25 protein-coding genes and 1 riboswitch are annotated in these 24,001 nt (G+C 68.8%); of the genes, 12 read left to right on the top strand and 13 right to left on the bottom strand.

What is annotated here, in order from left to right:
- Both Q0C57_RS20485 and Q0C57_RS20480 read left to right on the top strand, forming a co-directional pair.
- A partial coding sequence (locus tag Q0C57_RS20485; protein ID WP_296579613.1) for a hypothetical protein occupies positions 1-787 on the top strand: 787 nt, incomplete at its 5' end.
- Positions 784-1,404, top strand: a complete 621-nt coding sequence (locus Q0C57_RS20480) for an alpha-ketoglutarate-dependent dioxygenase AlkB (protein WP_296579611.1) — start codon at positions 784-786, stop codon at positions 1,402-1,404. The genes Q0C57_RS20485 and Q0C57_RS20480, both read left to right, overlap by 4 nt.
- Positions 1,405-1,528: 124 nt before the next feature.
- On the opposite strand, the gene Q0C57_RS20475 is transcribed toward Q0C57_RS20480, so the two are convergent.
- Entirely contained in the window at positions 1,529-1,909 is a 381-nt protein-coding gene (locus Q0C57_RS20475; protein ID WP_296579609.1) for a VOC family protein, read from the bottom strand.
- Between the two features lie 103 nt (positions 1,910-2,012).
- Positions 2,013-3,098, bottom strand: coding sequence for a heat-inducible transcriptional repressor HrcA (hrcA, locus tag Q0C57_RS20470; protein WP_296579618.1), 1,086 nt, complete (start codon positions 3,096-3,098; stop codon positions 2,013-2,015).
- A gap of 190 nt (positions 3,099-3,288) precedes the next feature.
- Between hrcA and rph the strand changes: the two genes are divergently transcribed.
- From rph to Q0C57_RS20440, 6 genes are all read left to right on the top strand, one after another.
- Positions 3,289-4,002: a ribonuclease PH gene (rph, locus tag Q0C57_RS20465; RefSeq protein ID WP_296579607.1), complete on the top strand. Its 714-nt coding sequence runs from the start codon at positions 3,289-3,291 to the stop codon at positions 4,000-4,002.
- On the top strand, positions 3,999-4,634 hold the full coding sequence (locus Q0C57_RS20460) for a non-canonical purine NTP pyrophosphatase (RefSeq protein ID WP_296579605.1): 636 nt from the start codon (positions 3,999-4,001) through the stop codon (positions 4,632-4,634). The genes rph and Q0C57_RS20460 overlap by 4 nt, the downstream gene beginning before the upstream one ends.
- Positions 4,635-4,749: 115 nt before the next feature.
- Positions 4,750-4,875, top strand: a riboswitch (TPP riboswitch).
- A complete protein-coding gene (locus Q0C57_RS20455; protein ID WP_296579602.1) occupies positions 4,869-5,270 on the top strand; it encodes a hypothetical protein in 402 nt (133 codons plus the stop codon). (Overlaps the previous riboswitch by 7 nt.)
- 19 nt (positions 5,271-5,289) lie before the next feature.
- A complete protein-coding gene (gene thiC, locus Q0C57_RS20450; protein WP_296579600.1) occupies positions 5,290-7,188 on the top strand; it encodes a phosphomethylpyrimidine synthase ThiC in 1,899 nt (632 codons plus the stop codon).
- Between the two features lie 11 nt (positions 7,189-7,199).
- Positions 7,200-7,817 carry a class I SAM-dependent methyltransferase gene (locus tag Q0C57_RS20445; protein ID WP_296579593.1) on the top strand — a complete coding sequence of 206 codons (618 nt, stop codon included), beginning with the start codon at positions 7,200-7,202 and terminating at the stop codon, positions 7,815-7,817.
- Between the two features lie 113 nt (positions 7,818-7,930).
- Entirely contained in the window at positions 7,931-8,941 is a 1,011-nt protein-coding gene (locus Q0C57_RS20440) for an NADP-dependent oxidoreductase (RefSeq protein ID WP_296579591.1), read from the top strand.
- 214 nt (positions 8,942-9,155) lie between these two features.
- On the opposite strand, the gene yihA is transcribed toward Q0C57_RS20440, so the two are convergent.
- The 6 genes from yihA to mutM all read right to left on the bottom strand — a co-directional run bounded on the left by yihA (position 9,156) and on the right by mutM (position 14,033).
- Positions 9,156-9,806, bottom strand: coding sequence for a ribosome biogenesis GTP-binding protein YihA/YsxC (gene yihA, locus Q0C57_RS20435; RefSeq protein WP_296579588.1), 651 nt, complete (start codon positions 9,804-9,806; stop codon positions 9,156-9,158).
- 4 nt (positions 9,807-9,810) lie between these two features.
- Positions 9,811-11,676 carry a membrane protein insertase YidC gene (gene yidC, locus Q0C57_RS20430; RefSeq protein WP_296579587.1) on the bottom strand — a complete coding sequence of 622 codons (1,866 nt, stop codon included), beginning with the start codon at positions 11,674-11,676 and terminating at the stop codon, positions 9,811-9,813.
- Between the two features lie 13 nt (positions 11,677-11,689).
- On the bottom strand, positions 11,690-12,067 hold the full coding sequence (rnpA, locus tag Q0C57_RS20425; RefSeq protein ID WP_296579586.1) for a ribonuclease P protein component: 378 nt from the start codon (positions 12,065-12,067) through the stop codon (positions 11,690-11,692).
- Between the two features lie 48 nt (positions 12,068-12,115).
- Positions 12,116-12,250: a 50S ribosomal protein L34 gene (gene rpmH, locus Q0C57_RS20420; protein WP_038305233.1), complete on the bottom strand. Its 135-nt coding sequence runs from the start codon at positions 12,248-12,250 to the stop codon at positions 12,116-12,118.
- A 268-nt stretch (positions 12,251-12,518) separates the two neighbouring features.
- Positions 12,519-13,136 carry a glutathione S-transferase family protein gene (locus Q0C57_RS20415; protein WP_296579583.1) on the bottom strand — a complete coding sequence of 206 codons (618 nt, stop codon included), beginning with the start codon at positions 13,134-13,136 and terminating at the stop codon, positions 12,519-12,521.
- 12 nt (positions 13,137-13,148) lie between these two features.
- Positions 13,149-14,033 carry a bifunctional DNA-formamidopyrimidine glycosylase/DNA-(apurinic or apyrimidinic site) lyase gene (gene mutM / locus Q0C57_RS20410; protein WP_296579581.1) on the bottom strand — a complete coding sequence of 295 codons (885 nt, stop codon included), beginning with the start codon at positions 14,031-14,033 and terminating at the stop codon, positions 13,149-13,151.
- 107 nt (positions 14,034-14,140) lie between these two features.
- Between mutM and ubiE the strand changes: the two genes are divergently transcribed.
- Positions 14,141-14,896, top strand: coding sequence for a bifunctional demethylmenaquinone methyltransferase/2-methoxy-6-polyprenyl-1,4-benzoquinol methylase UbiE (gene ubiE / locus Q0C57_RS20405; protein WP_296579577.1), 756 nt, complete (start codon positions 14,141-14,143; stop codon positions 14,894-14,896).
- A gap of 4 nt (positions 14,897-14,900) precedes the next feature.
- Positions 14,901-16,469, top strand: coding sequence for a 2-polyprenylphenol 6-hydroxylase (gene ubiB / locus Q0C57_RS20400; RefSeq protein WP_296579573.1), 1,569 nt, complete (start codon positions 14,901-14,903; stop codon positions 16,467-16,469).
- A 244-nt stretch (positions 16,470-16,713) separates the two neighbouring features.
- Here the strand turns inward: ubiB and dapE are convergent, their stop codons facing one another.
- The 4 genes from dapE to dapD form a co-directional block, all read right to left on the bottom strand.
- On the bottom strand, positions 16,714-17,874 hold the full coding sequence (gene dapE, locus Q0C57_RS20395) for a succinyl-diaminopimelate desuccinylase (protein ID WP_296579568.1): 1,161 nt from the start codon (positions 17,872-17,874) through the stop codon (positions 16,714-16,716).
- A 13-nt stretch (positions 17,875-17,887) separates the two neighbouring features.
- Entirely contained in the window at positions 17,888-18,343 is a 456-nt protein-coding gene (locus Q0C57_RS20390; protein WP_296579566.1) for a DUF805 domain-containing protein, read from the bottom strand.
- A gap of 81 nt (positions 18,344-18,424) precedes the next feature.
- A complete protein-coding gene (locus Q0C57_RS20385) occupies positions 18,425-18,892 on the bottom strand; it encodes a DUF805 domain-containing protein (RefSeq protein ID WP_296579563.1) in 468 nt (155 codons plus the stop codon).
- 21 nt (positions 18,893-18,913) lie between these two features.
- Positions 18,914-19,756, bottom strand: coding sequence for a 2,3,4,5-tetrahydropyridine-2,6-dicarboxylate N-succinyltransferase (gene dapD / locus Q0C57_RS20380; protein WP_296579560.1), 843 nt, complete (start codon positions 19,754-19,756; stop codon positions 18,914-18,916).
- 205 nt (positions 19,757-19,961) lie between these two features.
- Between dapD and Q0C57_RS20375 the strand changes: the two genes are divergently transcribed.
- Together Q0C57_RS20375 and Q0C57_RS20370 are read left to right on the top strand one after the other, a co-directional pair.
- On the top strand, positions 19,962-21,227 hold the full coding sequence (locus tag Q0C57_RS20375; protein WP_296579615.1) for a hemolysin family protein: 1,266 nt from the start codon (positions 19,962-19,964) through the stop codon (positions 21,225-21,227).
- 122 nt (positions 21,228-21,349) lie between these two features.
- Positions 21,350-21,880: a VOC family protein gene (locus Q0C57_RS20370; protein WP_296579557.1), complete on the top strand. Its 531-nt coding sequence runs from the start codon at positions 21,350-21,352 to the stop codon at positions 21,878-21,880.
- Between the two features lie 211 nt (positions 21,881-22,091).
- Here Q0C57_RS20370 and polA read toward each other — a convergent pair.
- Positions 22,092-24,001, bottom strand: a 1,910-nt coding sequence (gene polA / locus Q0C57_RS20365; RefSeq protein WP_296579554.1) for a DNA polymerase I, incomplete at its 5' end; no start/stop codon positions are given.

The raw sequence follows: 24,001 nt of genomic DNA, 5'->3' as shown, positions 1-24,001 counted from the left end.
CACCGCACCGCAGGGGCGCCCGACCGGGCCGCGGGCGCCGGGTGACGCCGCCAATCCGCTGGTCGCGCGCACCGTCTCCGGGCCGCCGCTGCGCCGCTGGGAGGAGGGCCTGCCGGGCAAGACGCTGCGCTTCCTCGGCCAGCACGGGTCGCTCGTCATCAGCCGCGCCGGTACCGGCGCGCAACCCACCTACACGATCATCGCCAACGGCGTGATCGGGCGGCGCGGCAACGATATCCGCAACATCTGCACGCCGGACCTCAATGGCGGCCGGCCCATCCCGCTCAAGCCGCTCGGCCGGCCCGACGGGCTCGCCCGGTTCGAGGCGAGCTTCCCGGGTTGCACCATCACCCTCGACCTGATGGCGGATGCCGCTTTCGTGGCAACGCCCGGCGGCGCCTGCACCTTCGATGATTGCGTCGTCGATCCCGCCGGGCTCTGGGGCCCCAACGATCGGGAGATTCCGCGCGACAGCGAAATCGAGCGGGCCCGCGGCGTCGCCGAGCGCAAGCTCAACGAGGCCCGCCGGATCCTGCAGGCGCGGTTGCGGACGACGCCGGAGGGGCGCGTCTTCCTGCAGGAACAGGCCGGTTTCCCCGCCAACCGGGAAAGGCTCTGCCGCAATTACGGCACCTCCGATATCGGCCCTGCCTTCTGCGCCCTGAAATTCACCGAGGCCCGCGCCGAGAACCTCTCCGCCCGGGTCGGCGGCCCGCCAGCGGAGGAGCCGCCACGGCGTCCCGCCCGGCCGCGGCCTCCGCCGGCACAGCCCGCTCCGCAGCAATGACCGCCGTCCCGGTCGTGCCGGGATGCACCTGGTATCCGGGCCATCTCTCCGCCGCTGATCAGGCTGGCCTGGTCGCCACGCTGCGCGACCTGATGCGCCAGGCGCCACTGTTCCAGCCGCTCATGCCGCGGACCGGAACCCCCTTTTCCGTGCGCATGACCAATTGCGGATCGCTCGGCTGGGTCTCGGACCGGACGGGCTATCGCTACCAGCCGCACCATCCCGAGACCGGGATGCCCTGGCCGCCGATTCCGGCGACGATCCTCGCCGTCTGGGAGGCCGTGTCGGGCTATCCGCATCCGCCCGAGGCCTGCCTCGTCAACTGGTACGGACCGGGCGCCCGCATGGGACTGCACCAGGACCGTGACGAAGAGGATCTCGCCGCCCCGGTGGTCTCATTATCGCTCGGCGAGACCGGTCTGTTCCGGATCGGCGGCACAACGCGCGGCGGCAAGACCGTCCCGGTCAAGCTCGCCTCGGGGGACGTGCTGGTCTTCGGCGGCCCGGCGCGGCTCGCCTATCACGGCGTCGACCGTCTGCTTCCGGGCACCAGCACGCTGCTGAAGGATGGCGGGCGGATCAACCTGACGCTCAGGCGCGTGACCAGGCCGGATTGAGCGATCGCCTTTCGGCCTGCCGGCACGCCTACCACCTGCCTCGCGGGTTCACGCACCCGTCCCCTCCCCGCCGCCGGGCGGGGGGAGGGGGATCTTGGAAGGCAGTCTCTGGGTGCCGCCGCGTTCAGCTCTGCGGAGCGCTGACCGGCTTCATCAGGCCGAGCACGGCGCCGGCCGGGTCCTCGACCACGGCGATGCGGCCGACATTGGGGATGTCGAGCGGCGGCTGCAGCACCTGGCCGCCGCTGCCGGTGACGGCCGACACGGCCCGGTCGAGATCGTCGACCTGGACATAGGAGAGCCAGCCCGGCTGGGACTCGGTGTCCTGCGGGTCCATCGGCATGATGCCGGCGGTGGGCGTGCCGTCGGGGGCCTTGGCGATCCAGTATTCGCCGTCCGGCATCGGGAACGGGTCGAACGTCCATCCCAGGGTCTGGCCATAGAAGGCCTTCGCCTTGGCGATGTCGTTGGTCATCAGCTCGTTCCAGTTGAACCTGCCGCTCATGCGGGGCCTCCTCCATCACTGCGCGCGGAGGGAGCATTCCCCACCGTCAGCGGCAATGACAGCATGGTCCGATTGCAGCCCGGCGACAATGAGGCAAAGCCGGTCAGGTGATGAGGCGGGAGAGCACCCGGGCGGTGTAGTCGACCATCGGCACGATACGGGCGTAGTTCAGCCGCGTCGGGCCGATCACGCCGAGCACGCCGACGATGCGGCTCTGGCTGTCATGATAGGGCGCCACCACCATGGACGAGCCCGAGAGCGAGAAGAGCTTGTTCTCCGAGCCGATGAAGATGCGAACGCCCTCGGCCGTCTCGGCGCGGCCCAGCAGGTCGACGAGGTCGCGCTTGGATTCGAGATCGTCGAAGAGCAGGCGGATGCGTTCGAGATCCTCCATCGCCCGGAGGTCACCAAGCAGGTTCGCCTGGCCGCGGACGATCAGCTTGCGTTCGGCCGGCTCACCACCCGACCAGGAGGCGAGGCCGGCCTCGACCAGTTTCTGCGTGAGACCGTCCAGCTCGCTGCGCGCCTGCTCCAGGCTCTTCTGCAACTCCACCCGCGCCTCGGCCAGCGTCCGGCCGCGGATATGGGCGTTGAGGAAGTTCGAGGCCTCGACCAGCGCCGAGGGTGGCAATCCCGCCGGAATGGGAACGATGCGGTTCTCGACCTGGCCGTCTTCGGAGACCAGCACGACCAGGGCCCGTTCCGGCTCGATGCGGACGAACTCGATATGTTTCAGCCGGACATTGCTCTTCGAGGTGAGCACCACGCCGGCGCCCCGCGACAGGCCGGAGAGGAGCTGGGTGGCATCCGCCAGCACCGACTCGAAGGACTGGTCGCGGGCGGAGGCGGCCACCTGCGCCTCGATAGCGTTGCGTTCGTCGACGGCGAGGTCGCCGAACTGCATCAGGGCGTCGACGAAGAAACGCAGCCCGGTCTCCGTCGGCAGGCGCCCCGCCGAGGTATGCGGCGCATAGATGAGGCCCGCCTCCTCGAGGTCCTGCATGACATTGCGCACCGAGGCCGGCGACAGGGTCATCGGCAGGATCTTCGACAGGTTGCGTGAGCCGACCGGCTCGCCGTTCGCCAGATAGCTCTCGACGATCTGCCGGAAGATCTCCCGGGAGCGCTCGTCGAGCCTGGCCAGCGCCGAATTGGCGAGGGCCGACAGCTTCTGTTCGGAACGCGGGATTTCGGCGGACAAGGGGCAACCTCCGCGTCAAATCTGGTAGCAGTCGCGGCATTGATCAAGCACCATCTGCGCGTCCGGGGAGGGAATGGCGGATCGACGCCATTCCCGCCGTCCGATTGCCGCCGTCCTTGCCCCGCCGGCGGTTCAGCCCTATGACCCGCCGACCCTTTTTCGTGAAACGGAACCCGCCATGCGTCCTTCCAAACGCGCCCCCGATGCGCTGCGTCCCGTCTCGCTGGAGCGCGCCGTCGCCCGCTATGCCGAGGGGTCCTGCTTCGTGAAGTTCGGCAATACCCACGTGCTCTGCACGGCCTCGCTGGAGGAAAAGCCGCCGCCGTGGCTGCGCGGCCAGGGCCGCGGCTGGGTGACGGCGGAATATTCCATGCTGCCGCGCGCCACGCTGGAGCGCACCCGCCGCGAATCCACCGCGGGCAAGCCCTCTGGCCGCACGCAGGAGATCCAGCGGCTGATCGGCCGTTCGCTGCGCACCATCGTCGATCTGCAGGCCCTCGGCGAGCGGCAGATCACCGTGGATTGTGATGTGATCCAGGCCGATGGCGGCACCCGCACCGCCGCCATCACCGGTGCCTGGGTGGCCCTCCACGACTGCATTGCCTGGATGACGGCGCGCTCCATGCTGAAGGTGAACCCGTTGCGCGACCATGTCGCCGCGGTCTCCTGCGGCATCTACCAGGGCACGCCGGTACTCGACCTCGACTATGCTGAGGATTCCGAAGCCGATACCGACGCCAATTTCGTCATGACCGGCACGGGCGGCATCGTCGAGATCCAGGGCACGGCGGAGAAGACCCCGTTCAGCCAGGAGGAACTCCTGGGCCTGCTCGACCTCGCGCGCGGCGGCTGCGCCCGTCTCGTCGACCTGCAGAAGACGGCGGTGGCATGAGCGCCCGGCTCGGTCCCGGCACGCGGCTGGTCGTCGCCACGCACAATGCCGGCAAGCTCGCCGAATTCCGCGATCTTCTCGGCCCCCACGGGATCGACCTCGTCTCGGCGGCGGCGCTTGGCCTGCCCGAGCCGGCCGAGACCGGAACGCTCTATGCCGAGAATGCCGCGATCAAGGCGCGGGCGGCGACGGAGGCCACCGGCCTTCCCGCCATTGCCGACGATTCCGGCCTCGCCATCGATGCGCTCGACGGTGCGCCCGGTCTCTTCACCGCCGACTGGGCCGGCCAGCCCCGCGACTTCGCCGCCGCCATGAGGCGTGTCGACCGGGAACTGACCCTGCGCGGCGTCGCCACGACCGGCGCCAGGGCGCGCTTCGTCTCGGCCCTGGCCCTGACCTTTCCCGACGGTTCCGAACGGATCTTCGAGGGCCGCGTCTTCGGCACGCTGGTCTGGCCGCCGCGCGGCGCCAAGGGTTTCGGCTACGATCCGCTGTTCCTTCCCGACGGCCACAGTCTCACCTTCGGCGAGATGAGCGCGGAGCAGAAGCACGGCCTGCCGCCGGCGGGCGAAGGCCTCTCCCACCGTGCCCGCGCCTTCATGGCGCTGGAAAAGGCGGTTCTGGCGGGGTGAGCGGCATGGCCGGCGCGGGTCCATGCCGGACCGGACGCAGCCGGCCGCCTGTCCACCATGCACAGCCGCCCCGCCGCCGGCCCGCTTGACTTCGCCGGCCAAGCGTCCAGATTGGCTCCCGTCCAAGGGGGGCCCCGACGAGGGGGCTGAGAGGCCGCATCGTTCCGTGTTCCGGAACTCCGCAGCGACCCTTGAACCTGATCCGGGTCATGCCGGCGGAGGGATGGGACGCACATGCTGAACTCAGTCTATCTGGCGCGCCTGATCGGACCCGTCATGCTGGCGGTCGGGATCGGGTTGCTGGCCCGGCCTGCAGTCTTCCATGCCATCGCCGCCGAGTTTGCCAGGAGTTCGGCGCTGATCTTTCTCTCCGGCCTGCTGATGATGCCCGCCGGCCTCGCCATCCTCTTGTCGCACCGGGTCATCGGCGGCGACTGGCGCATGATCATCACCCTGATCGGCCTTGCCCTCGTCGTGCTCGGGGCCTGGCGCATCATCGCGCCGGACTGGGCTGCGGGCGTCGCCCCTCACCGCATGGCGGGCGAGGGGACCATGAAGGTCGCCGCCGCCGCCTGGCTCGTCCCCGGCGCCATTCTCACCATCGCCGGCTACTGGCCGCAGACATCCACGCCATAACAAGCCTCGGGAGACCCCCATGAACGCCCCCGTCAAGGACATCAAGGCCGCCGTCACCACCGGCCCGCTGCCCGCCTCCACCAAGATCTTCGCCGTGCCGGAGGCGGCCCCCGACCTGCGCGTGCCACTGCGCGAGATCCAGCTCCAGGCCGGCGCCGGCGAGCCCAATGTCGTCGTCTACGACACGTCCGGCCCCTATACCGACCCCACCGTCGTCATCGACGTGGAGAAGGGCCTCTCCCGCATCCGCGCCGCCTGGGTCACCGAGCGCGGCGGCGTCGAGGCCTATGAGGGCCGCGAAATCCGCCCCGAGGACAATGGTCATGCCGGCAAACATCTCGCCCGTGCCTTCCCGCTGGCCAATCCGCCGCTGCGCGGCGTCGGCGATGCGCCGATCACGCAATATGAGTTCGCCCGGGCCGGCATCATCACCAAGGAGATGATCTACGTCGCCGAGCGCGAGAATCTCGGCCGCAAGGCCATGCTGGAGAACGCCGCCCAGACGATTGCCGACGGCGAGAGCTTCGGCGCGGAGATCCCGGCCTTCATCACCCCGGAATTCGTCCGCTCGGAGATCGCCCGCGGCCGCGCCATCATCCCGGCCAATATCAACCATCCGGAACTCGAGCCGATGATCATCGGCCGCAACTTCCTGGTGAAGATCAACGCCAATATCGGCAATTCCGCCGTCTCCTCCTCCATCGAGGAGGAGGTGGACAAACTGGTCTGGTCGATCCGCTGGGGCGCCGACACGGTCATGGACCTGTCGACGGGGCGCAACATCCACAACACCCGCGAATGGATCATCCGCAACTCGCCGGTGCCGATCGGCACGGTGCCGATCTACCAGGCCCTGGAGAAATGCGGCGGCGACCCGGTCAAGCTGACCTGGGAGCTCTATCGCGACACGCTGATCGAGCAGGCCGAGCAGGGCGTCGACTATTTCACCATCCATGCCGGCGTGCGCCTCGCCTATGTGCCGCTCACCGCCAAGCGCGTGACCGGGATCGTCTCGCGCGGCGGCTCGATCATGGCCAAGTGGTGCCTCGCCCATCACCGCGAGAGCTTCCTCTACGAGCATTTCGACGAGATCTGCGACATCATGCGGCGCTACGACGTGTCGTTCTCGCTCGGTGACGGGTTGCGCCCCGGCTCGATCGCCGATGCCAACGACGCCGCGCAGTTCGCCGAGCTGGAGACCTTGGGCGAGCTCACCCAGATCGCCTGGACAAAGGGCTGCCAGGTGATGATCGAGGGGCCCGGCCACGTGCCGATCCACAAGATCAAGATCAACATGGACAAGCAGCTGAAGGAGTGCGGCGAGGCGCCGTTCTACACGCTCGGACCGCTGACCACCGACATCGCGCCGGGCTATGACCACATCACCTCCGGCATCGGCGCCGCCATGATCGGCTGGTTCGGCTGCGCCATGCTCTGCTACGTCACGCCGAAGGAGCATCTGGGGCTTCCCAACCGTGACGACGTCAAGGTCGGCGTCATCACCTACAAAATCGCCGCCCATGCGGCCGACCTCGGCAAGGGCCACCCGGCGGCGCAGCTGCGCGACGACGCGCTGTCGCGCGCCCGCTTCGACTTCCGCTGGGAGGACCAGTTCAATCTCGGCCTCGACCCCGATACCGCGCGCGCCTATCACGACGAGACCCTGCCGAAGGAGGCGCACAAGGTCGCCCATTTCTGCTCCATGTGCGGGCCGAAATTCTGCTCGATGAAGATCACGCAGGACGTGCGCGACTATGCGGCGACGCTGAATGATCCGGAGCGGCGGGCGGTGGCCGGCGCCGATGCGCTGACGGCGGAAGAGGGCATGGCGCAGATGAGCGAGAAGTTCCGCGCCATGGGGGCCAAGGTCTATGTGGAGACGGCGGAGGCCGTGAAGGCGAGCAATCAGGTGCTGTGAGGGATCGGCCCATGACGCGGCCACCCGGCTTCGACCAGTGGGAGGAACGCTTCGCCGGAGCGGAGTACCGCTTCGGCCGCGAGCCCAACCCCTTCCTCGCCCGCTGCCGGCTGCTGCTGCCGGCGGCCGGCGGGGCGCTGGCCGTGGCGGACGGGGAGGGGCGCAACGGCGTCTGGCTCGCCCGCCAGGGTCTCGACGTCGTCTCCGCCGACTTCTCGCCGACGGCCCAGGCGAAGGCGCGGGCGCTCGCCGCCGAACAGGGCGTTGCCATCACCCTCGTCGAGGCCGACGTCCATGGCTGGGACTATCCGGAAGCGCAATTCGACGTCGTGGCGGAGATCTTCACCCAGTTCTCGCCGCCCGCCGGACGGGCGCTGAAATGGGCCGGCATGAAGAGGGCGCTGAAACCCGGCGGGCTCCTGATCGTTGTCGGCTACACGCCGAAGCAGCTCGCCTACGGCACCGGCGGGCCTAAGGATGTCGCGCATCTCTACACCCGCGCCATGCTGGAAGAGGCCTTCGGCGACTTCGCCGATCTCGCCATCACCGAGGAGGAGACGGAGCTGCAGGAGGGCGCCGGCCATTCCGGCATGTCCGCGGTGATCGGGCTGACGGGGAGGAAGAGGTAGGGACCGGGATGGGGGAGGCGCCAAACGGCGCCATTCCATCCCCCAAAGGCCGAGATGCGGTGACGGCCCCGCCGTGCTTCTCTTCCCCTTCTTCATCCACCGAGCCCCAGCCCATGCCCACCTCCCGCCGCGTCGTCCTCGCCGCCCGTCCCGACGGCATTCCGCAGGCCCAGCATTTCCGCATCGAGGCCCATGAGCCGCCGGCGCTGAAGCCCGGCGAGGTGCTGGTGCGCAACCAGTTCCTCTCGGTGGAGCCGGCCATGCGCGGCTGGGTCTCGGCGGTGGCGAACTATGCCCAGCCTGTCGGCCTCGGCGAGGTCATGCGCGCCTTCGCCTCCGGCGAGGTGATCGCCTCGGAGCATCCGGGCTATGCCCCCGGCGACAAGGTCACGGGACTGTTCGGCTGGCAGGAGCTGGCCGTGGTCCCGGCCTCCGCCGTCACCCGCAAGGTGACCGAGGCTGACCTGCCGCTCTCCACCTCCCTCGGCATCATGGGCCTCAACGGGATCACCGCCTATTTCGGCCTGCTCGACGTCGGTTGCCCAAAGCCTGGCGACACGGTGGTGGTGTCGACGGCGAGCGGCTCGGTCGGCTCGGCGGTGGGGCAGATCGCCAGGATCATGGGCTGCCGCACCGTGGGCATTGCCGGCGGGCCGGACAAGGTGCGGCAATGCGTCGAGGATTTCGGCTATGATGCGGCCATCGACTACAAGGCGGTGAACGACATGGCCGGGGCGGTCGCCGAGGCCTGCCCCCGCGGCGTCGACGTCTATTTCGACAACACGTCGGGGCCGATTTCCGACGCGGTGCTGCCAAACCTCGCCATGGGCGCCCGCGTCGTCATCTGCGGCACGGCGTCCGTTTCCTCCTGGGATCCCTGGCCGACGGGGCCGCGCCCCGAACGGCACCTCCTCGTCAAGCGCGCCCGCATGCAGGGCGTGCTCGCCTTCGACTATGCCCACCGCTACGGCGAGGCGCTGGCGCGGCTGGCGGGCTGGATCCGCTCGGGAAAGCTCCGCTATGCCGAGGACATCCTCAAGGGGCTCGAGGCCGCCCCCGACGCCATCGCCTCGCTCTATCGCGGCGACAACCGCGGCAAGCGGCTCATCCGCCTGCATGGCTGAGGTTTTTGGAAAAGGAACGCCCCACCCGCACCCTCCCCGCGCTGCGCGCGGAGAGGGGGACTTTGACGACGCCAGCCGTCCTGCGCCGTCGCGCCAGGCGCGACCGGTGAGAGAGGGCGCGAGGCGGTAGTCCCGCTCCCCTGCGAGCGCAGCGAGAAGGGGAGGGTCAGGGTGGGGCATGTCTGCGGGCCCGAGCCGGCCGCCGCGGCAGCCCTCAGGTCCGTTCGGCGGCGACCCGGGCGATGGCGGCGCGCAGCTCGGGAATGCCCTCGCCCTTGCGGCTGGAGGTGGCGATGATCTCGGGGAAAGCCGCGGCGCGCTTCTTCAGCACCTCGAGCGTCGCCGCCTTGAGCTTGACCAGGGCGGCGTCGGAGATCTGGTCGGCCTTGGTCAGCACGATCTGGTAGGAGACGGCGGAGGTGCCGAGTTCGTCCAGCACCTCCATGTCGACAGGCTTCAGCCCGTGGCGGGCATCGACCAGGACATAGACGCGGGCGAGGTTCTGCCGGCCGCGCAGATAGTCGTGGATCAGCCGGGTCCACTCTTTCACCTTGGCCTCCGGCGCCGCGGCGAAGCCGTAGCCCGGCATGTCGACCACGACCAGGCCGAGGCCCGGCCCGGCTTCCGTGGGCACGTGAAAGAAGTTCAGTTCCTGGGTGCGGCCGGGCGTGTTCGAGGTGCGCGCCAGGGCATTCTGCCCGACCAATGCATTGATCAGGCTCGACTTGCCGACATTGGAGCGCCCGGCAAAGGCGATCTCCACCCCCGACATCGGGGGCAGGTGTCTCATGTCGGGGGTGCCGCGCCAGAAGGTCCAGGGCCTGGCGAAGAGCTTGCGGCCGACCTCGATCGGGTCGTCTGCCATGCCGTCAGGCGGCGGGCTTGGCCGGCCCGCCTCCGAACATCGAGCGCATATTGTCCCACAGCTCGATCTTGACGCCGTATTTGCGCATGATCAGGCCCTGCTGCAGCACCGACAACAGGTTGTTCCAGGCCCAGTAGATGACGAGGCCGGCGGGGAACGAGGCCAGCATGAAGGTGAAGAGGATCGGCATCCACCTGAAGAACGCCGCCTGGATCGGGTCGGTCGGCGCCGGGTTCATCTGCATCTGGACCCACATCGTGATGCCCATGAGGATCGGCCAGACACCGACCAGCAGGAAGGCCGGCACGGCAAAGGGCAGCAGCCCGAACAGGTTGAAGATCGAGGTCGGGTCGGGCGCCGAGAGATCCTGCACCCAGCCGAAAAACGGCGCGTGCCGCATTTCGATGGTGATGAACAGCACCTTGTAGAGTGCGAAGAAGACCGGGATCTGGATCAGGATCGGCCAGCAGCCCGCCAGCGGATTGATCTTCTCGCGCTTGTAGAGCGCCATCAGCTCCTGCTGCTGCTTCGTCTTGTCGTCGGCATAGCGGTCGCGCAGCGCCATCATCTCGGGCTGCACCTTCTTCATCATGGTGATGGAGGCGTAGCTCTTGTTGGCGAGCGGGAAGAACAGCGCCTTGATCAGCAGGGTGACCAGCAGGATGGCGATGCCGAAATTGCCGGTCTGTACGAAAAACCAGTCCATCACCAGGAACAGCGGTTTGGTGATGAAATAGAACCAGCCCCAGTCGATCAGGCGGTCGAACCGGTCGATCTTGAGCGCGTCGGCATAGCCGTCGACGAGGCGAACCTCCTTGGCGCCGGCGAAGAGGCGCGTGGTGGTCTCGGAGGAGGCACCCGGCGCGATGGTGACCGGCGTGGAAAGGAAATCGGTCTGGAACGACTTGGTCGTGCCGGACTGGAAGAACTTGAAGCTCGAATCGGTCTCCACCGTCTGGTCCGGGATCAGTGCCGCGGCCCAGTACTTGTCGGTGATGCCGAGCCAGGCGCCGCGCGCCTTGAAGCTCTGGGTGCGGGCGGTCTCGATTGCCGAATAACCGACCTCCTGCAGGCCTGCTTCGCCGAACACGCCGATCAGGCCCTCGTGCAGGATGAAGTACCCCGAGGTCTGCGGCAGGCCATGGCGGGAAATCAGGCCGAACGGATGCAGCGTCACCGGGGCCGCGCCGGAATTGGCGACGCCGTCCTTCACGGTGATCAGGTAGTTCTCATCGATGGCGAAGGTGCGCCGGAAGGTAAGGCCCTGGCCATTATCCCAGGCGATGGTGACGGGATTGGCGGGCGTCAGCGCGCCCGATCCCTGCTGGCTCCACACCGTCTGGGCGTTCGGCACCGCAGCGACCTGGCCGGCGCCCGGGACGAAGCCGAACTCGGCATAGAAGGGATGGCGGTTCTGGACCGGATCGATGGGCGAGCCGGCCGGCGCGAAGAGCACGACATTCGGGCTGCTGCGCTGGATCGTCTCGCGATAGGTGGTGAGCACGAGGTCGTCGACGCGGCCGCCGGTGAGATTGATGGAGCCCTTGAGGCGCGGGGTCTCGATGCCGATGCGCGGTGTGGCGGCGAGGATGGCCTCGCGGCTGAGGCCCTGAACCGGGACCGGCGTCACCGCTCCTGGCGCCACGGGCGCGCTCGCGCCGGGCGTCGGGGCGGTCTGACCGGGGACTGGCGGCGTGCCCGGGACCGGGGTGACGGCGGGCGCCTGTCCGGCGGCCTGCTGCTGGAGTTGCTGCTGGCGCTGCGCCTCGCGCTGGCGCTCCACCTGGGGCATGCCGACGAAATACTGCCAGCCGACAAGGACGAGGATCGAGAGAACGATCGCGAGGATGTAGTTGCGGTTGTCGGCCATCGGTCCGTCGGTGTCAGGGATTGGGGCGACCCGCGGAGCGGGCGGGGCGGGGGGCGGCGGCGCGCCGGAGCGCGTCGGCCAGATCGGTCTTCAGGGCGTCGAAGGGACGGTCGAGCGCGGCGCGGTTGAGCACCAGCACGTAGTCGGACCCGGGCCTTGCCCCCGCATGGGCACTGAGCCGAACGACCTCCCGCAGGCGACGGCGCATGCGGTTGCGTTCCACCGCGCCGCCCGTCTTGTTGGTGACGGTGAAACCGAAGCGCGGCGGCCGGTCGTCGCCACGCGCACGTTCCTGCAACACGAAAGCCGCCGTTGTGACACGGCGGCCCTTCGAACAGGCGATGAAATCGGCCCGCCGGACGAGGCGGATGGGCGATGTCGAACTCGTCATTCGCGCCCTCCCGTCATTCGGCTCAGCCGAAAACCCGGCCGTGGCAGATCAGGCGGAGAGGCGCTTGCGGCCGCGGGCGCGGCGGGCGGCGAGAACGCGCTGGCCACCCTTGGTGGCCATGCGGGCACGGAAGCCGTGGCGGCGCTTGCGGACGAGCTTCGAGGGCTGGTAGGTGCGTTTCACGGGAGGTCTCCGCGCGGATCGGGTTCAAACAGGCGAATGGGGATCGGACCGGCTCGCAGGCGCTGATCCGTCGAACGGGCCGAGCGCTCGGGCGCGAGCCGCTCCCAAGTCGGCGCGGGTTATAGGCCGCACCGTCCGGCAAAGTCAACGCGACACCGTGAAACAGCGACAGCGTCCGGCCAGATGGCCCGGACAACCGTCGCCGCGTGCCCCTCGGTCGCGCGCCGGCGGGCGGCAAAGCGCCGCGCGGACCGGCCGCCGGGACGGCTCAGGTCAGCGGAATGCGGGAGGCGTGTTCGCGGAAGGCGGGGCGGTCCTGCATCGCCTGGTACCAGCGGTCGACATGGGCCCGCGCCGGCGCCTCGGGAATGAGTGTCTTGTAGCGGAACATCATGATGCCGATCGGGATGTCGGCCACCGTGAAGGTGTTGCCGACGACGAAGAGATGCTGCGCCAGCTCGGCGTCGAGGATACCGACCGCGGCGATGGACGCCTGCTTGGCCTTCTCGATCGCCGCCATGTCGCGCTGCTCGGGCGGCGTCCGGATGAGGCCGAGGAAAACCGGCCCGACGCCCTGGCCGAGCACGGTCTGCTGCCAGTCCATCCACATGTCCACCCGCGCCTGGTCGGCGAGGCTTGCCGGCATCAGGCGGCCATGCTTGCGGGCGAGATGGCGCAGGATGGCGTTGGATTCCCACAGGACGACGCCCTCGTCCTCGACCGTCGGGACCATGCCGTTGGGGTTCTTCTCACGATAGGCAGGCTCGTTGACCACGCCGAACTGCCGGCCGGCATCGATGCGCTCATGGGGCACGCCCATTTCGGCGGTGCCCCACATCACCTTCTGCACGTTGGACGAATTCTTGCGACCCCAGACCTTCAGCATGCTTTCCGTTCCTCAGCGCTGGCACGCCGCGCAATAGAAGGTGGAGCGGCCAGATTGCACGATGCGCCGCACTCTGTGCCCATCGCCGCAGCGTCTGCAAGCCTCGCCTTCGCGATCGTAGACATGGAAGCTGTGCTGGAAATAGCCGAGCTCGCCGGAGGGCTGGGCATGGTCGCGCAGCGACGAGCCGCCGGCCGCGATCGCCTCGGCGATGACCGCACGGATCACCGGCACCAGCCGTTCGAGCCGGACGGTGGGGTCGCCGCCTTTGGTGACGAGCGTTCCCGCCGCCCGCTGCGGCGACAGGCCGGCCCGGTGCAGCGCCTCGCAGACATAGATGTTACCGAGACCGGCGACGATGGACTGGTCGAGCAGCGCCGCCTTGAGCGGGGCAGCCTTGCCGCGGAAGGCCGCGGCGAGATGCCCGGCGGAGAGGTCGTTGCCGGTCGGCTCGACGCCGAGCTTCGCCATCAGCGGATGTGCGGCGAGGGCCGACCGCGCCGTCATCAGCATGAAGCCGAAGCGGCGGGGATCGTTGTAGGTCACCGTCGCGCCAGAGGAGAGCGTCAGGACCACGTGATCATGGGCAGAGTCGCGCGAGCGCACGTGGTGGAAGTCGCCGACCACCGCCCCGCCGGACGGCGTCATGGCGATGCGGAACGAGCCGGACATGCCGAGATGCATGACGACCACCGCGCCGTCGTCGAGATCGGCGAGGAGATATTTCGACCGCCGTCCCAGCGAGGTCACTTTCCGGCCGGCGAGGCGCACGGCGAATTCTTCTGGAAAGGGAAAGCGCAGGTCCGGCCGCCGGACCTCGGCGGCGAGGATGGTCGCGCCCTCCATCACCGGCTGCAGGCCGCGGCGGACGGTCTCGACCTCGGGAAGTTCGGGCATGGGAGCCAGGGCCTCGGAAGCGATGACTGGACGGTTCGCGATCGCACCCCACATAGCGCCGGTCGGGCGGTTCCGCTATGGTCCGGCCGAATTTGCAGGACAAGGCCATGTCAGCAGCCACCGCCCAGACCGATTTCGGCTTCCGCCGCGTCGACATCGACGCCAAGCAGGACCTCGTGGACGACGTCTTCCACAAGGTCGCTGGCCGCTACGACCTGATGAACGACCTGATGTCGGCCGGCCTGCACCGGGTCTGGAAGGATGTCATGGTGACGCGGCTCGGCGTGCCGAAGACCCGGCCCTTCCGCCATCTCGACGTCGCCGGCGGCACGGGCGACGTCGCCTTCAAGGTCATCGGCGCCGGGGCTTCCGCCATGGCCACCGTCTGCGACATCAATGGCGAGATGCTGAAGGTCGGCCAGGCCCGCGCCGACCAGCGCGGCCTGTCGGACCGCGTCGAATTCGTCAAGGGCAATGCAGAGGCCCTGCCCTTCCCGGCCGCGACCTTCGACGGCTACACGATCGCCTTCGGCATCCGCAACGTGCCGCGCATCCAGCTGGCGCTGGACGAGGCCTTCCGCGTGCTGCGCCCCGGCGGGCGGCTGCTGGTGCTGGAATTCTCCCCCGACGTCGTGCCCGGCCTCGACCGGGTCTATGACGCCTATTCCTTCGCCGTCATCCCGCCGCTGGGAAAGATGGTGACCGGCGACGCCGAGCCCTACCAGTATCTGGTCGAATCCATCCGCAAGTTCCCGCGCGACGACGTCTTCGCCGGCATGATCGCCAAGGCCGGCTTCACCCGCGTCACGGTGACGCCGATGACCGGCGGCATCGCCTGCCTGTCCGGCGGCTGGAAGATCTGACGCCGTGATCGCCGGCGCCATCCACCTCCTCCGCCTCGGGCGGGCCGGGTTCGTCTTCGCCCGCGAAGGCGTCCTCGGCCTCGTCGACCCCGAGGCCCTGCCGCCGCCGGCGCGCCTCGGCCTGCGCCTCGCCCGCCTCGTCGAACGGCGCGGCACCGGCACCCGCTCCGACCGGCTGACCGCCGCCCTGACCCGGCTCGGCCCGACCTATGTGAAGCTCGGCCAGTTCCTGTCGACGCGCCCCGACGTGGTCGGCGCCACCATCGCCCGCGACCTCGAGAGCCTGCAGGACAAGGTGCCGCCCTTCGACCAGCAACTCGCCGAGCAGATCCTGGCGGAAACGCTCGGCATGCCCATTGCCGACGCCTATGCGAGCTTCGGCCCGCCGATCGCCGCGGCCTCCATCGCCCAGGTGCACAAGGCCACGGTCCGCGACGGTGACGGACTGCGCGACGTCGCGGTCAAGATCCTCAGGCCGCATGTCGCCGACCGTTTCCGTGCCGACCTTTCCGACTATTATTTCGCCGCGCGGCTCGCCGAGAGGCTGGTGCCGGATTCCCGCCGCCTGAAGCCCCTCGGCATCGTCGACACCCTGGCCCGTTCCATGGCCATCGAGCTCGACCTGCGCCTGGAGGCGGCCGCCGCCTCGGAGATGGCGGAGCGGACGCGGGACGATCCCGGCTTCCGCGTGCCGTCGGTCGACTGGAACCGCACGGGGCGCAACGTGCTGACCACCGAATGGATCGACGGCATCAAGCTCGGCGACCGCACCGGGCTCGACGCCGCCGGTGTCGACCCGCGGGCCCTCGGCCAGACCGTTATCCAGAGCTTCCTGCGCCATGCCCTGCGCGATGGCTTCTTCCATGCCGACATGCATCAGGGCAATCTCTTTGCCGACCGGGCCGGCAATCTCGTCGCCGTCGATTTCGGCATCATGGGGCGCATCGGCCCGAAGGAGCGGCGCTTCCTCGCCGAAATCCTCCTCGGCTTCATCACCAAGCAGTATCGCCGCGTCGCCGAGGTCCATTTCGAAGCCGGCTACGTGCCGGCTCACCATTCCGTCGACGAATTCGCCCAGGCCATCCGTGCCATTGGCGAGCCGATCCATTCGCGCACCGCCGACCAGATCTCCATGGCGAAGCTCCTGTCGCTGCTCTTCGAGGTGACCGCCATCTTCGACATGAAGACGCGGACCGAGTTGATCCTGCTGCAGAAGACCATGGTCGTGGTGGAGGGCGTCGCCCGCGCGCTCGACCCCCGCCTCGACATCTGGACGAGTTCCGAGCCGGTGGTGCGGGAATGGATCACCCGCAATCTCGGCCCTGTCGGCCGCATCGAGGAGGTCGGCGCAGGGGCCAGGCTCGTCGGCCGGATCGTCGGCGAGGCCCCCGCCCTGCTCGGCCGCGCCGCCATGCTCTCCGAGCGCATCGATGAGATGACCCGCGACGGTTTCGTCCTCGCCCCGGAATCGCTGAAGGGGATCGGCGAGGCCGAGGCCCGCCGCAACCGCTCCTCGACCGTCGCGCTCTGGGTGATCGCCGCGCTGCTGGCGGCGCACCTGATCTGGGGATAGGGGCGGCAGGTCGCGGGGCCTCCGTCTCTGTGGGCCGCGCCTTTGCGGAAGGCCCCACCCGCACCCTCCCCTTCTCGCTTCGCTCGAAGGAGAGGGGGACTTCGGCGTCTTGCCACCATCCCAAAGGCGAGCCAAGGCACGTCCGGCGAAGGGGCGAGCGAGGCGCAAGCAGCGAAGGGAAGCGCGACGCGGTAGTCTCCTCTCCGCGAAGCGGGGAGGGTGCGGGTGGGGCCTTGCGCGCGCCCTATGCCCCGAAATAGCGGTCGATGATCCGCCGGTAGATGGCAGTGAGGGCGACGAGATCGGCCACCGGCACCCGTTCGTCCACCGCATGCATGGTCTGGCCGACCAGGCCGAACTCGATGACCGGGCAATAGTCCTTGATGAACCGCGCATCCGACGTGCCGCCGGAGGTCGACAGTTCCGGCCGCCGCCCCGTCACCTCGGCGATGGTGTCGGCGACCAAGGCGACGAAGGGGCCGGGCCTGGTGATGAAGCTTTGCGAATTGCCCCGCGCATAGGTGACGGCGGGAACGATGCCGGGCCGCGCCGCGGCGGCGACGATGCCCTCGATCCAGGCCTTCAGCCCATCCAGGCTGTGTTCGTCGTTGAAGCGGATGTTGAACCGTGCCACGGCCTTCTGTGGAATGACATTGGTCGCGCCATTGCCGACATCGATCGAGGTGATCTCCAGGTTGGATGGCTGGAAATGGGCATTGCCGGCATCGAGCGGCTGGGCCGTCAGCCGGCTCAGGATGGCGAGCAGCACCGGGATGGGATTGGCGGCGCGATCGGGATAGGCGACGTGGCCCTGGCGGCCCTCGACCGTCACGACGGCCGAGAGCGAGCCGCGGCGGCCGATCTTGATCATGTCGCCGAGAGCCTGCGGATTGCTCGGCTCGCCGACGATACAATGGTCGAAACGCTCGCCGCGGGCATGGGCCCAGTCGAGGAGCTTCACCGTGCCGTTGACGGAGGGGCCCTCCTCGTCACCGGTGATGAGAAGGCCGATGGAGCCCTTCGGCCGGCCCCCGTTCGCCGCGAGATGATCGAGCGCGGCGGCGAGGAAACAGGCGATGCCGCCCTTCATGTCCACCGTGCCGCGGCCATAGAGCTGACCGTCGGCGATTTCGCCGGCAAAAGGCCGGTGACGCCACTGGGCGGCATCGCCGGGTGGTACGACATCGGTATGGCCGGCGAAGAGCAGGAAGGGTGCGCCGCTGCCGATCCGGGCGTAGAGGTTCTCCACGTCCGGCGTGCCGGGCTCGGAAAAGGTCACGCGCGCGACGTCGAAGCCCGCCGGCCGCAGCACCGCCTCCAGGGCGGCGAGGGCGCCGCCTTCGGTGGGTGTGACAGACGGACACTGGACGAGCGTGCGCGTCAGCGCGACCGGATCGGCACTCATGCTGCGGCAGGTCTCATGTCGGCTCGGCCGCCACGGGATCAGGGCCATAGCGGTTCGGGCCGCGGGTGCCCTGGAAGAAGCCGAGATCGATCAGCACCCACAGGCCGGCCACCGCGAGGACGAACGAGAAGAGGATCGACAGAAGGCTCGGCGCGCCGAACTCGATCGGCATGACCATGGTCTTCAGCTGGAAGGCGATGTTGAGCGCCATCAGGGCCTGGACATAGGTCTGCGGATAGTCGCGGTCGTTGGAGCGCTTGACCATCAGGAAATAGGTCGGGAGCGTCATGGCGAGGCCCACGAGGCCGGTGAGGATCGCCGCGCCCCAGATGCCGGACACCGACCAGCCGATGAGTCCGGCGATGAAACCGAGAACGATATTGGCCAGGATCAGGAGAACCATCCCGATCCAGAAGTCCTTACGTCCGATCCGGACGTCGCCGTTCAGATAGAGCTTTTGAAAATCCATGAGGCGTCTCTGTGATCCGCGGCCCGTCCGAGACTGGCGGGCGACGGCGGCAAGGTCAACGGCCAAGGTTTCAGCGTGGTGTCATGCAAGGGGGTCCGGCCCGTAACGGTTGGGCCCCTCCTGGCCGCGGATCATGCCGAGATCGATGACCAGCGCGATCAGGGCGATCAGCACCCACAGACCCAGCACCGAGAGAACAGGCCCCACCGGTCCCGAGGAATCGAGATAGCCCTGCACCTGCAGCAGGCTGACCAGGAAGGCCGGCAGGAACAGGAACAGCAGGTAGAGGTCGGAATGACCGCGGTCATGGGCGCGCTTGATGGCCAGCGCCAGCGAGGGATAGAGGAAGGCGAGGCCGACCACCGCGGCCGCCGGGTGGCCGCCGAAGCCCATGGCGAGGCGGTCGCCAATGAAGGCGAAAATGTTCAGCACCACCGCCGCGACCCAGAACGGCAGCCGCGGGATGCGGCCCTGGAAATCCAGCAACAGATAGGTCCAGACAGCGGGCATCAGCCAGACCTGCCGGTCACTCCAGTCGATCCGGGCCATGGCGGAAGCCTCGCCCTGCCCTCAGTCCCGCAGCAGCTCGTTGATGCCGGTCTTCGACCGCGTCTTCTCGTCGACGGTCTTCATGATCACGGCGCAATAGGTCGACGGGCCCCAGTTCTCTCCCGGCAGCGCCTTGCCCGGCAGCGAGCCGGAAACGACCACGGAATAGGGCGGCACGCGGCCGACATGGATCTCGCCGGTCTGGCGGTCGACGATCTTGGTGGAAGCGGAGAGGAACACGCCCATGGAGATGACCGAGCCCTCGCCGACGACGACGCCCTCGACCACTTCGGACCGGGCACCGATGAAGCAATTGTCCTCGATGATGGTGGGGTTGGCCTGCAGCGGCTCCAACACGCCGCCGATGCCGACGCCGCCCGACAGATGCACATTCTTGCCGATCTGTGCGCAGGAGCCGACGGTGGCCCAGGTATCGACCATGGTGCCCTCGTCCACATAGGCGCCGAGATTGACGAAGGAGGGCATCAGCACGACGTTCCTGGCGATGAAGGCCGAGCGCCGCACGACGCAGTTCGGGACGGCGCGGAAGCCGGCCTGGCCGAACTCGGCGGCGCCCCAGCCGTCGAATTTCGACGGCACCTTGTCCCACCAGGACGAGCCGCCCGGACCGCCGGCGATCGTCGTCATGTCGTTGAGGCGGAAGGACAGCAGCACCGCCTTCTTCAGCCACTGGTGGACGACCCATGCGCCCGTCTCCTTCGAGGCGACGCGCAGGGTACCCGCATCGAGGAGGTTGAGGGCGGTCTCGACGGCGTCGCGCACCTCGCCCTGCGTCGCCGCGCTGATGGTGGCGCGGTCCTCGAAGGCGGCTTCGATGACGGACTGGAGCTGGGCGTGGGACATGATCGCGTTCCGCATGACGACGGGAGGGGTCGCGCCTTGTCCCCGTGCCGCCCGGTCCTGTCAAGCGACGCTCCCGCCGCAGCCGCGATGCACATGCTGTGCGGGGGCATGGCGCGACCCCGGTCCCATCCTGTATGGAGAACGCCGAAGCGGGCCGATGACGAGTGCGGCGACCGCAGTGAGCGAGACATCCTTGTACCTTGAGATGGCGATCATCCTGGTCCTGACGCTGATCAACGGCGTCCTGGCCATGTCGGAACTGGCGGTCGTCTCATCGCGACCCGCGCGTCTCAGGGTCTTCAGCGACCAGGGCAGCAGGGGCGCCGCGACGGCGCTGCGTCTCGCCGAACATCCCGGCCGCTTTCTCTCGACCGTACAGATCGGCATCACCCTGGTCGGCGTCCTCTCCGGCGCCTTCTCGGGCGCGACCCTCGGCGTGCGCGCCGCGGCGGGCCTGCAGGGCCTCGGTGTTCCCGCCGCCCCGGCCGAATGGCTCGGCGTCGTCGCCGTCGTCGTGCTGATCACCTATCTGTCGCTGATCATCGGTGAACTCGTTCCCAAGCAGATCGCCCTGCGCAATCCCGAGCGCGTCGCCATCATGGTCGCCCCGGCCATGGCCATGCTGTCGCGGGTGTCCGCCCCGCTCGTCTGGCTGCTCGACAGGTCCGGCAAGCTGGTTCTCGCCCTGCTCGGCCAGAAGGCTGACAGCGGCGAGAAGGTCACCGAGGAAGAGGTGAAGACCATCATCGCCGAGGCGGAGACCGCCGGCGTCATCGCCCCGGCCGAGGGCGAGATGATCGCCGGCGTCATGCGCCTCGCCGACCGCAATGCCAGCGCCCTGATGACGCCCCGCCGCGAGGTCGAGACGGTCAACCTCGCCGATCCGCCCGAGGTGATCCGCGAGCGCCTGCGGTCCACCCGGCGCTCGCGCCTGCCGGTACAGGACGGCGACGCCGATTCCATCACCGGCATCGTGCTGGTCAAGGACCTGATCGAAGCCTATGTCGGCCGTCAGCGGCCGGACATTGCGAGCCTCGTGCTTGAGGCGCCCGTGGTGCTTGACCGCACCCCGGCGCTTGATGTGCTGCGCATCCTGCGCGCCTCCAGCGCCCACATGACGCTCGTCTTCGACGAATATGGCCATTTCGAAGGGATCATCACCGCCACCGACGTGCTGGAGGCCATTGTCGGCGCTCTGCCCGACGAGGATGACGGCGAACCGGCGATGGTGACCCGCGCTGACGGCTCGCTGCTCATCGCGGGCTGGATGGCCGCGGATGAATTCGCCATGCAGCTCGGCATTCCGGTCGACCGCGATGCCGATTTCCAGACCGTCGCCGGCTTCGTCCTGCACGAGATGCAGCGCCTGCCGGGCATCGGCGAGAGCTTCGACAAGGCCGGCTGGCGCTTCGAGGTCATCGATCTGGATGGCCGGCGCATCGACAAGATCCTGGCAACGCGGCTCACCTGACGGGCACGATCCGTTTGCACCGGCGCAAGAATCGCCTTGCCCCTCTCGCAGGGACGGGCATCAGGCTGCATCTCCTGGGGCGACAGGCGGCCGACCATCGCCGCCGCAGCAGGAGACAAGACATGACCCCCGCAGCCGCGCTCGTGCCCTCCGAGCCCCATCCCGATCCGGTCCCCGCCGGAACCCGCATCGGCCATGTCCATCTTAAGGTCGCCGATCTCGACCGGGCGCTGGCCTTCTATCGCGACGTGCTCGGCTTCAGCCTGATGCAGCGCTACGGCGACCAGGCCGCCTTCATCGCGGCCGGCGGCTATCACCACCATATCGGCCTCAACACCTGGGAGAGCCGCGGCGGCCGCCCGCCGGCCCCCGGCACGACCGGCCTCTACCACACCGCCATCCTCTATCCCGACCGCGCCGGGCTCGCCGATGCGCTGCGCCGTCTGGTCGAAGCCGGGATCCGCCTCGACGGCGCCAGCGACCACGGCGTCTCCGAGGCGCTCTATCTCTCCGATCCGGACGGCAACGGCGTCGAGCTCTACCGCGACCGGCCCGAGGCCGAATGGCCGCGCAATCCGGACGGCACGCTGTCGATGGTGACGAAGCGCCTCGACCTGCAGGCGCTGCTGGCCGAGGCGCCGGTGCTCGGCTGAGGAGCCGGGTGGACAGCCTTCACGGCTTGAAGCGGCAAGGCCCCACCCGCATCCTCCCCGCTGCGCGGGGAGGGGACTAAGGCCTCGCACTCCGTCTCAGCGGTCGTGCCTGGCGCCACCGTCGAGAACCACGTGAAGGGTGAAAGTCCCCCTCTCCTCGCGCAGCGAGGGGAGGGTGCGGGTGGGGCATGGCAACAGGCCTGAGCCGCGATCAATGCGCCTCGTCCCAGTTTGCCGCCGCGCGGGCCTCCACCGCCAGCGGCACCTTGAGCTGCAGCGCCGGGTGGGTCGCCTCCTCCATCACCCGCCTGATGACGGGCAGGGAGCGGTCGACCTCGCCGTCCGGCACTTCGAAGACCAGTTCGTCGTGCACCTGCAGCAGCATCAGCGCGGCGAGGCCGGCGGCCTCCAGCGCCGCATCCATGCGCGTCATGGCGCGGCGGATGATGTCGGCGGCCGAGCCCTGGATCGGCGCGTTGATGGCCTGGCGCTCGACAAAGGCGCGCTCGGACGGGTTGCCCGAGCGGATTGCCGGGAAATGACAGCGCCGGCCGAAGATGGTCTCGACATAGCCGTGCTCGCGCACAAAGGCCTTGGTGGCGTCCATATAGTCGCGGATGCCGGGGAAGCGCTCGAAGTACTTCTTGATATAGGCACCGGCCTCTTCGCGCGGAATTGACAGCTGGTTGGCGAGGCCGAAGGCCGAGATGCCGTAGATGATGCCGAAATTGATGGCTTTCGCCCGGCGGCGCACGAGGGGGTCCATGCCCTGGACCGGCACGCCGAACATTTCCGAGGCGGTCATGGCATGGATGTCGATGCCGTCGGCGAAGGCCTGCCGCAGCTGCGGGATATCGGCGATATGGGCGAGGATCCTGAGTTCGATCTGCGAATAGTCGGCCGAGACCAGCTTGGCGCCCGGCGCGGCGATGAAGGCGGTGCGGATCTTGCGCCCCTCTTCGGTGCGCACGGGAATGTTCTGGATGTTCGGGTCGGAGGAGGAGAGCCGGCCCGTCGTCGTGGCGGCCAGGGCGAAGGAGGTGTGCACCCGGCCGGTCGTGGCGTTGATGTAGGTCGGCAGGGCGTCGGTATAGGTCGATTTCAGCTTGGTCACCGTGCGCCAGTCGATGATCTTGCGCGGCAGGTCGTGGCCTTCCTCGGCCAGTTCCTCCAGCACGCCGGCCGCCGTCGACCAGGCGCCCGTCTTGGTCTTCGAGCCACCGGGCAGGCCCATCTTGCCGAAGAGGATGTCGCCGAGCTGTTTCGGCGAGCCGGGATTGAGCGGCTCGCCGGCGAGTGCCTGGATCTCCGCCTCGACGCGGGCGGCGACCTGGGCGAAATCCCCCGACAGGCGCGAGAGCACCTGCCGGTCGATGAGGATGCCGCGCCGCTCCATGCGGGCGAGGACGTCGACCAGCGGCCGCTCCAGCGTCTCGTAGACCGTGGCCTTGCCTTCGGCGGCAAGGCGGGGCTTGAGCGCCTGCCACAGCCGCAGGGTCACGTCGGCATCCTCGGCGGCATAGGCGGTGGCCTGGTCGAGCGGCACGCGGTCGAAGGTGACGCGGGCCTTGCCGGTGCCGGTGACGGCATCGAAGCTGATCGCCTCATGGCCGAGATGGCGCAGTGCCAGCGCATCCATGCCGTGGGTGCCGCGGCCGGCATCGAGCGCATAGGACATCAACATGGTGTCGTCATAGGGCGCGATGGTCATGCCGTAACGGGACAGCACCAGGAGGTCGTATTTCAGGTTCTGGCCGATCTTCAACACGCCCGGATCCTCGGCTAGGGCCTTCAGGCGGTCGAGCGCCGCGCGGACCGGGACCTGTCCCTCGACGAGGCCGGAATCGAACAGGCCGGCTTCGCCGGAGCGGTGGGCGAGGGGCACGTAGCAGGCCTGGTCGGGCGCATAGGCGAGGGAGAAGCCGACGAGGTCGGCGGCCATGGCGTCGAGGGCATTGGTCTCGGTGTCGAGGGCGACGATGCCGGCCTCGCGCGCCGCGGCGATGAAGGCGTCGAGAGCCTCGAGCGTGGTGATGCAGCGGTAGCGCGACCGGTCGACGGGCGTGCCGCGCAGCCGCTCGGCGGTGCGGGCGGCGAGCAGCTGGGGCGTCGGCGCGCCGG

The organism is Phreatobacter sp. (genome assembly GCF_022843985.1).
Lineage (GTDB): Bacteria > Pseudomonadota > Alphaproteobacteria > Rhizobiales > Phreatobacteraceae > Phreatobacter.
This window is presented reverse-complemented; position numbering and strand designations above follow the sequence as displayed.

Bases quoted from the DNA above. Each gene is read 5' to 3' on its own strand.
- yihA (WP_296579588.1), bottom strand. From the start codon at position 9,806: ATGGCAGACGACCCGATCGAGGTCGGCCGCAAGCTCTTCGCCAGGCCC.
- dapD (WP_296579560.1), bottom strand. From the start codon at position 19,756: ATGTCCCACGCCCAGCTCCAGTCCGTCATCGAAGCCGCCTTCGAGGAC.
- ubiE (WP_296579577.1), top strand. From the start codon at position 14,141: ATGTCAGCAGCCACCGCCCAGACCGATTTCGGCTTCCGCCGCGTCGAC.
- Q0C57_RS20445 (WP_296579593.1), top strand. From the start codon at position 7,200: ATGACGCGGCCACCCGGCTTCGACCAGTGGGAGGAACGCTTCGCCGGA.
- dapE (WP_296579568.1), bottom strand. From the start codon at position 17,874: ATGAGTGCCGATCCGGTCGCGCTGACGCGCACGCTCGTCCAGTGTCCG.
- Q0C57_RS20475 (WP_296579609.1), bottom strand. From the start codon at position 1,909: ATGAGCGGCAGGTTCAACTGGAACGAGCTGATGACCAACGACATCGCC.
- Q0C57_RS20370 (WP_296579557.1), top strand. From the start codon at position 21,350: ATGACCCCCGCAGCCGCGCTCGTGCCCTCCGAGCCCCATCCCGATCCG.
- rnpA (WP_296579586.1), bottom strand. From the start codon at position 12,067: ATGACGAGTTCGACATCGCCCATCCGCCTCGTCCGGCGGGCCGATTTC.
- mutM (WP_296579581.1), bottom strand. From the start codon at position 14,033: ATGCCCGAACTTCCCGAGGTCGAGACCGTCCGCCGCGGCCTGCAGCCG.
- thiC (WP_296579600.1), top strand. From the start codon at position 5,290: ATGAACGCCCCCGTCAAGGACATCAAGGCCGCCGTCACCACCGGCCCG.
- Q0C57_RS20440 (WP_296579591.1), top strand. From the start codon at position 7,931: ATGCCCACCTCCCGCCGCGTCGTCCTCGCCGCCCGTCCCGACGGCATT.
- Q0C57_RS20455 (WP_296579602.1), top strand. From the start codon at position 4,869: ATGCTGAACTCAGTCTATCTGGCGCGCCTGATCGGACCCGTCATGCTG.
- Q0C57_RS20480 (WP_296579611.1), top strand. From the start codon at position 784: ATGACCGCCGTCCCGGTCGTGCCGGGATGCACCTGGTATCCGGGCCAT.
- yidC (WP_296579587.1), bottom strand. From the start codon at position 11,676: ATGGCCGACAACCGCAACTACATCCTCGCGATCGTTCTCTCGATCCTC.
- Q0C57_RS20460 (WP_296579605.1), top strand. From the start codon at position 3,999: ATGAGCGCCCGGCTCGGTCCCGGCACGCGGCTGGTCGTCGCCACGCAC.
- Q0C57_RS20385 (WP_296579563.1), bottom strand. From the start codon at position 18,892: ATGGCCCGGATCGACTGGAGTGACCGGCAGGTCTGGCTGATGCCCGCT.
- Q0C57_RS20390 (WP_296579566.1), bottom strand. From the start codon at position 18,343: ATGGATTTTCAAAAGCTCTATCTGAACGGCGACGTCCGGATCGGACGT.
- rph (WP_296579607.1), top strand. From the start codon at position 3,289: ATGCGTCCTTCCAAACGCGCCCCCGATGCGCTGCGTCCCGTCTCGCTG.
- Q0C57_RS20415 (WP_296579583.1), bottom strand. From the start codon at position 13,136: ATGCTGAAGGTCTGGGGTCGCAAGAATTCGTCCAACGTGCAGAAGGTG.
- Q0C57_RS20375 (WP_296579615.1), top strand. From the start codon at position 19,962: ATGGCGATCATCCTGGTCCTGACGCTGATCAACGGCGTCCTGGCCATG.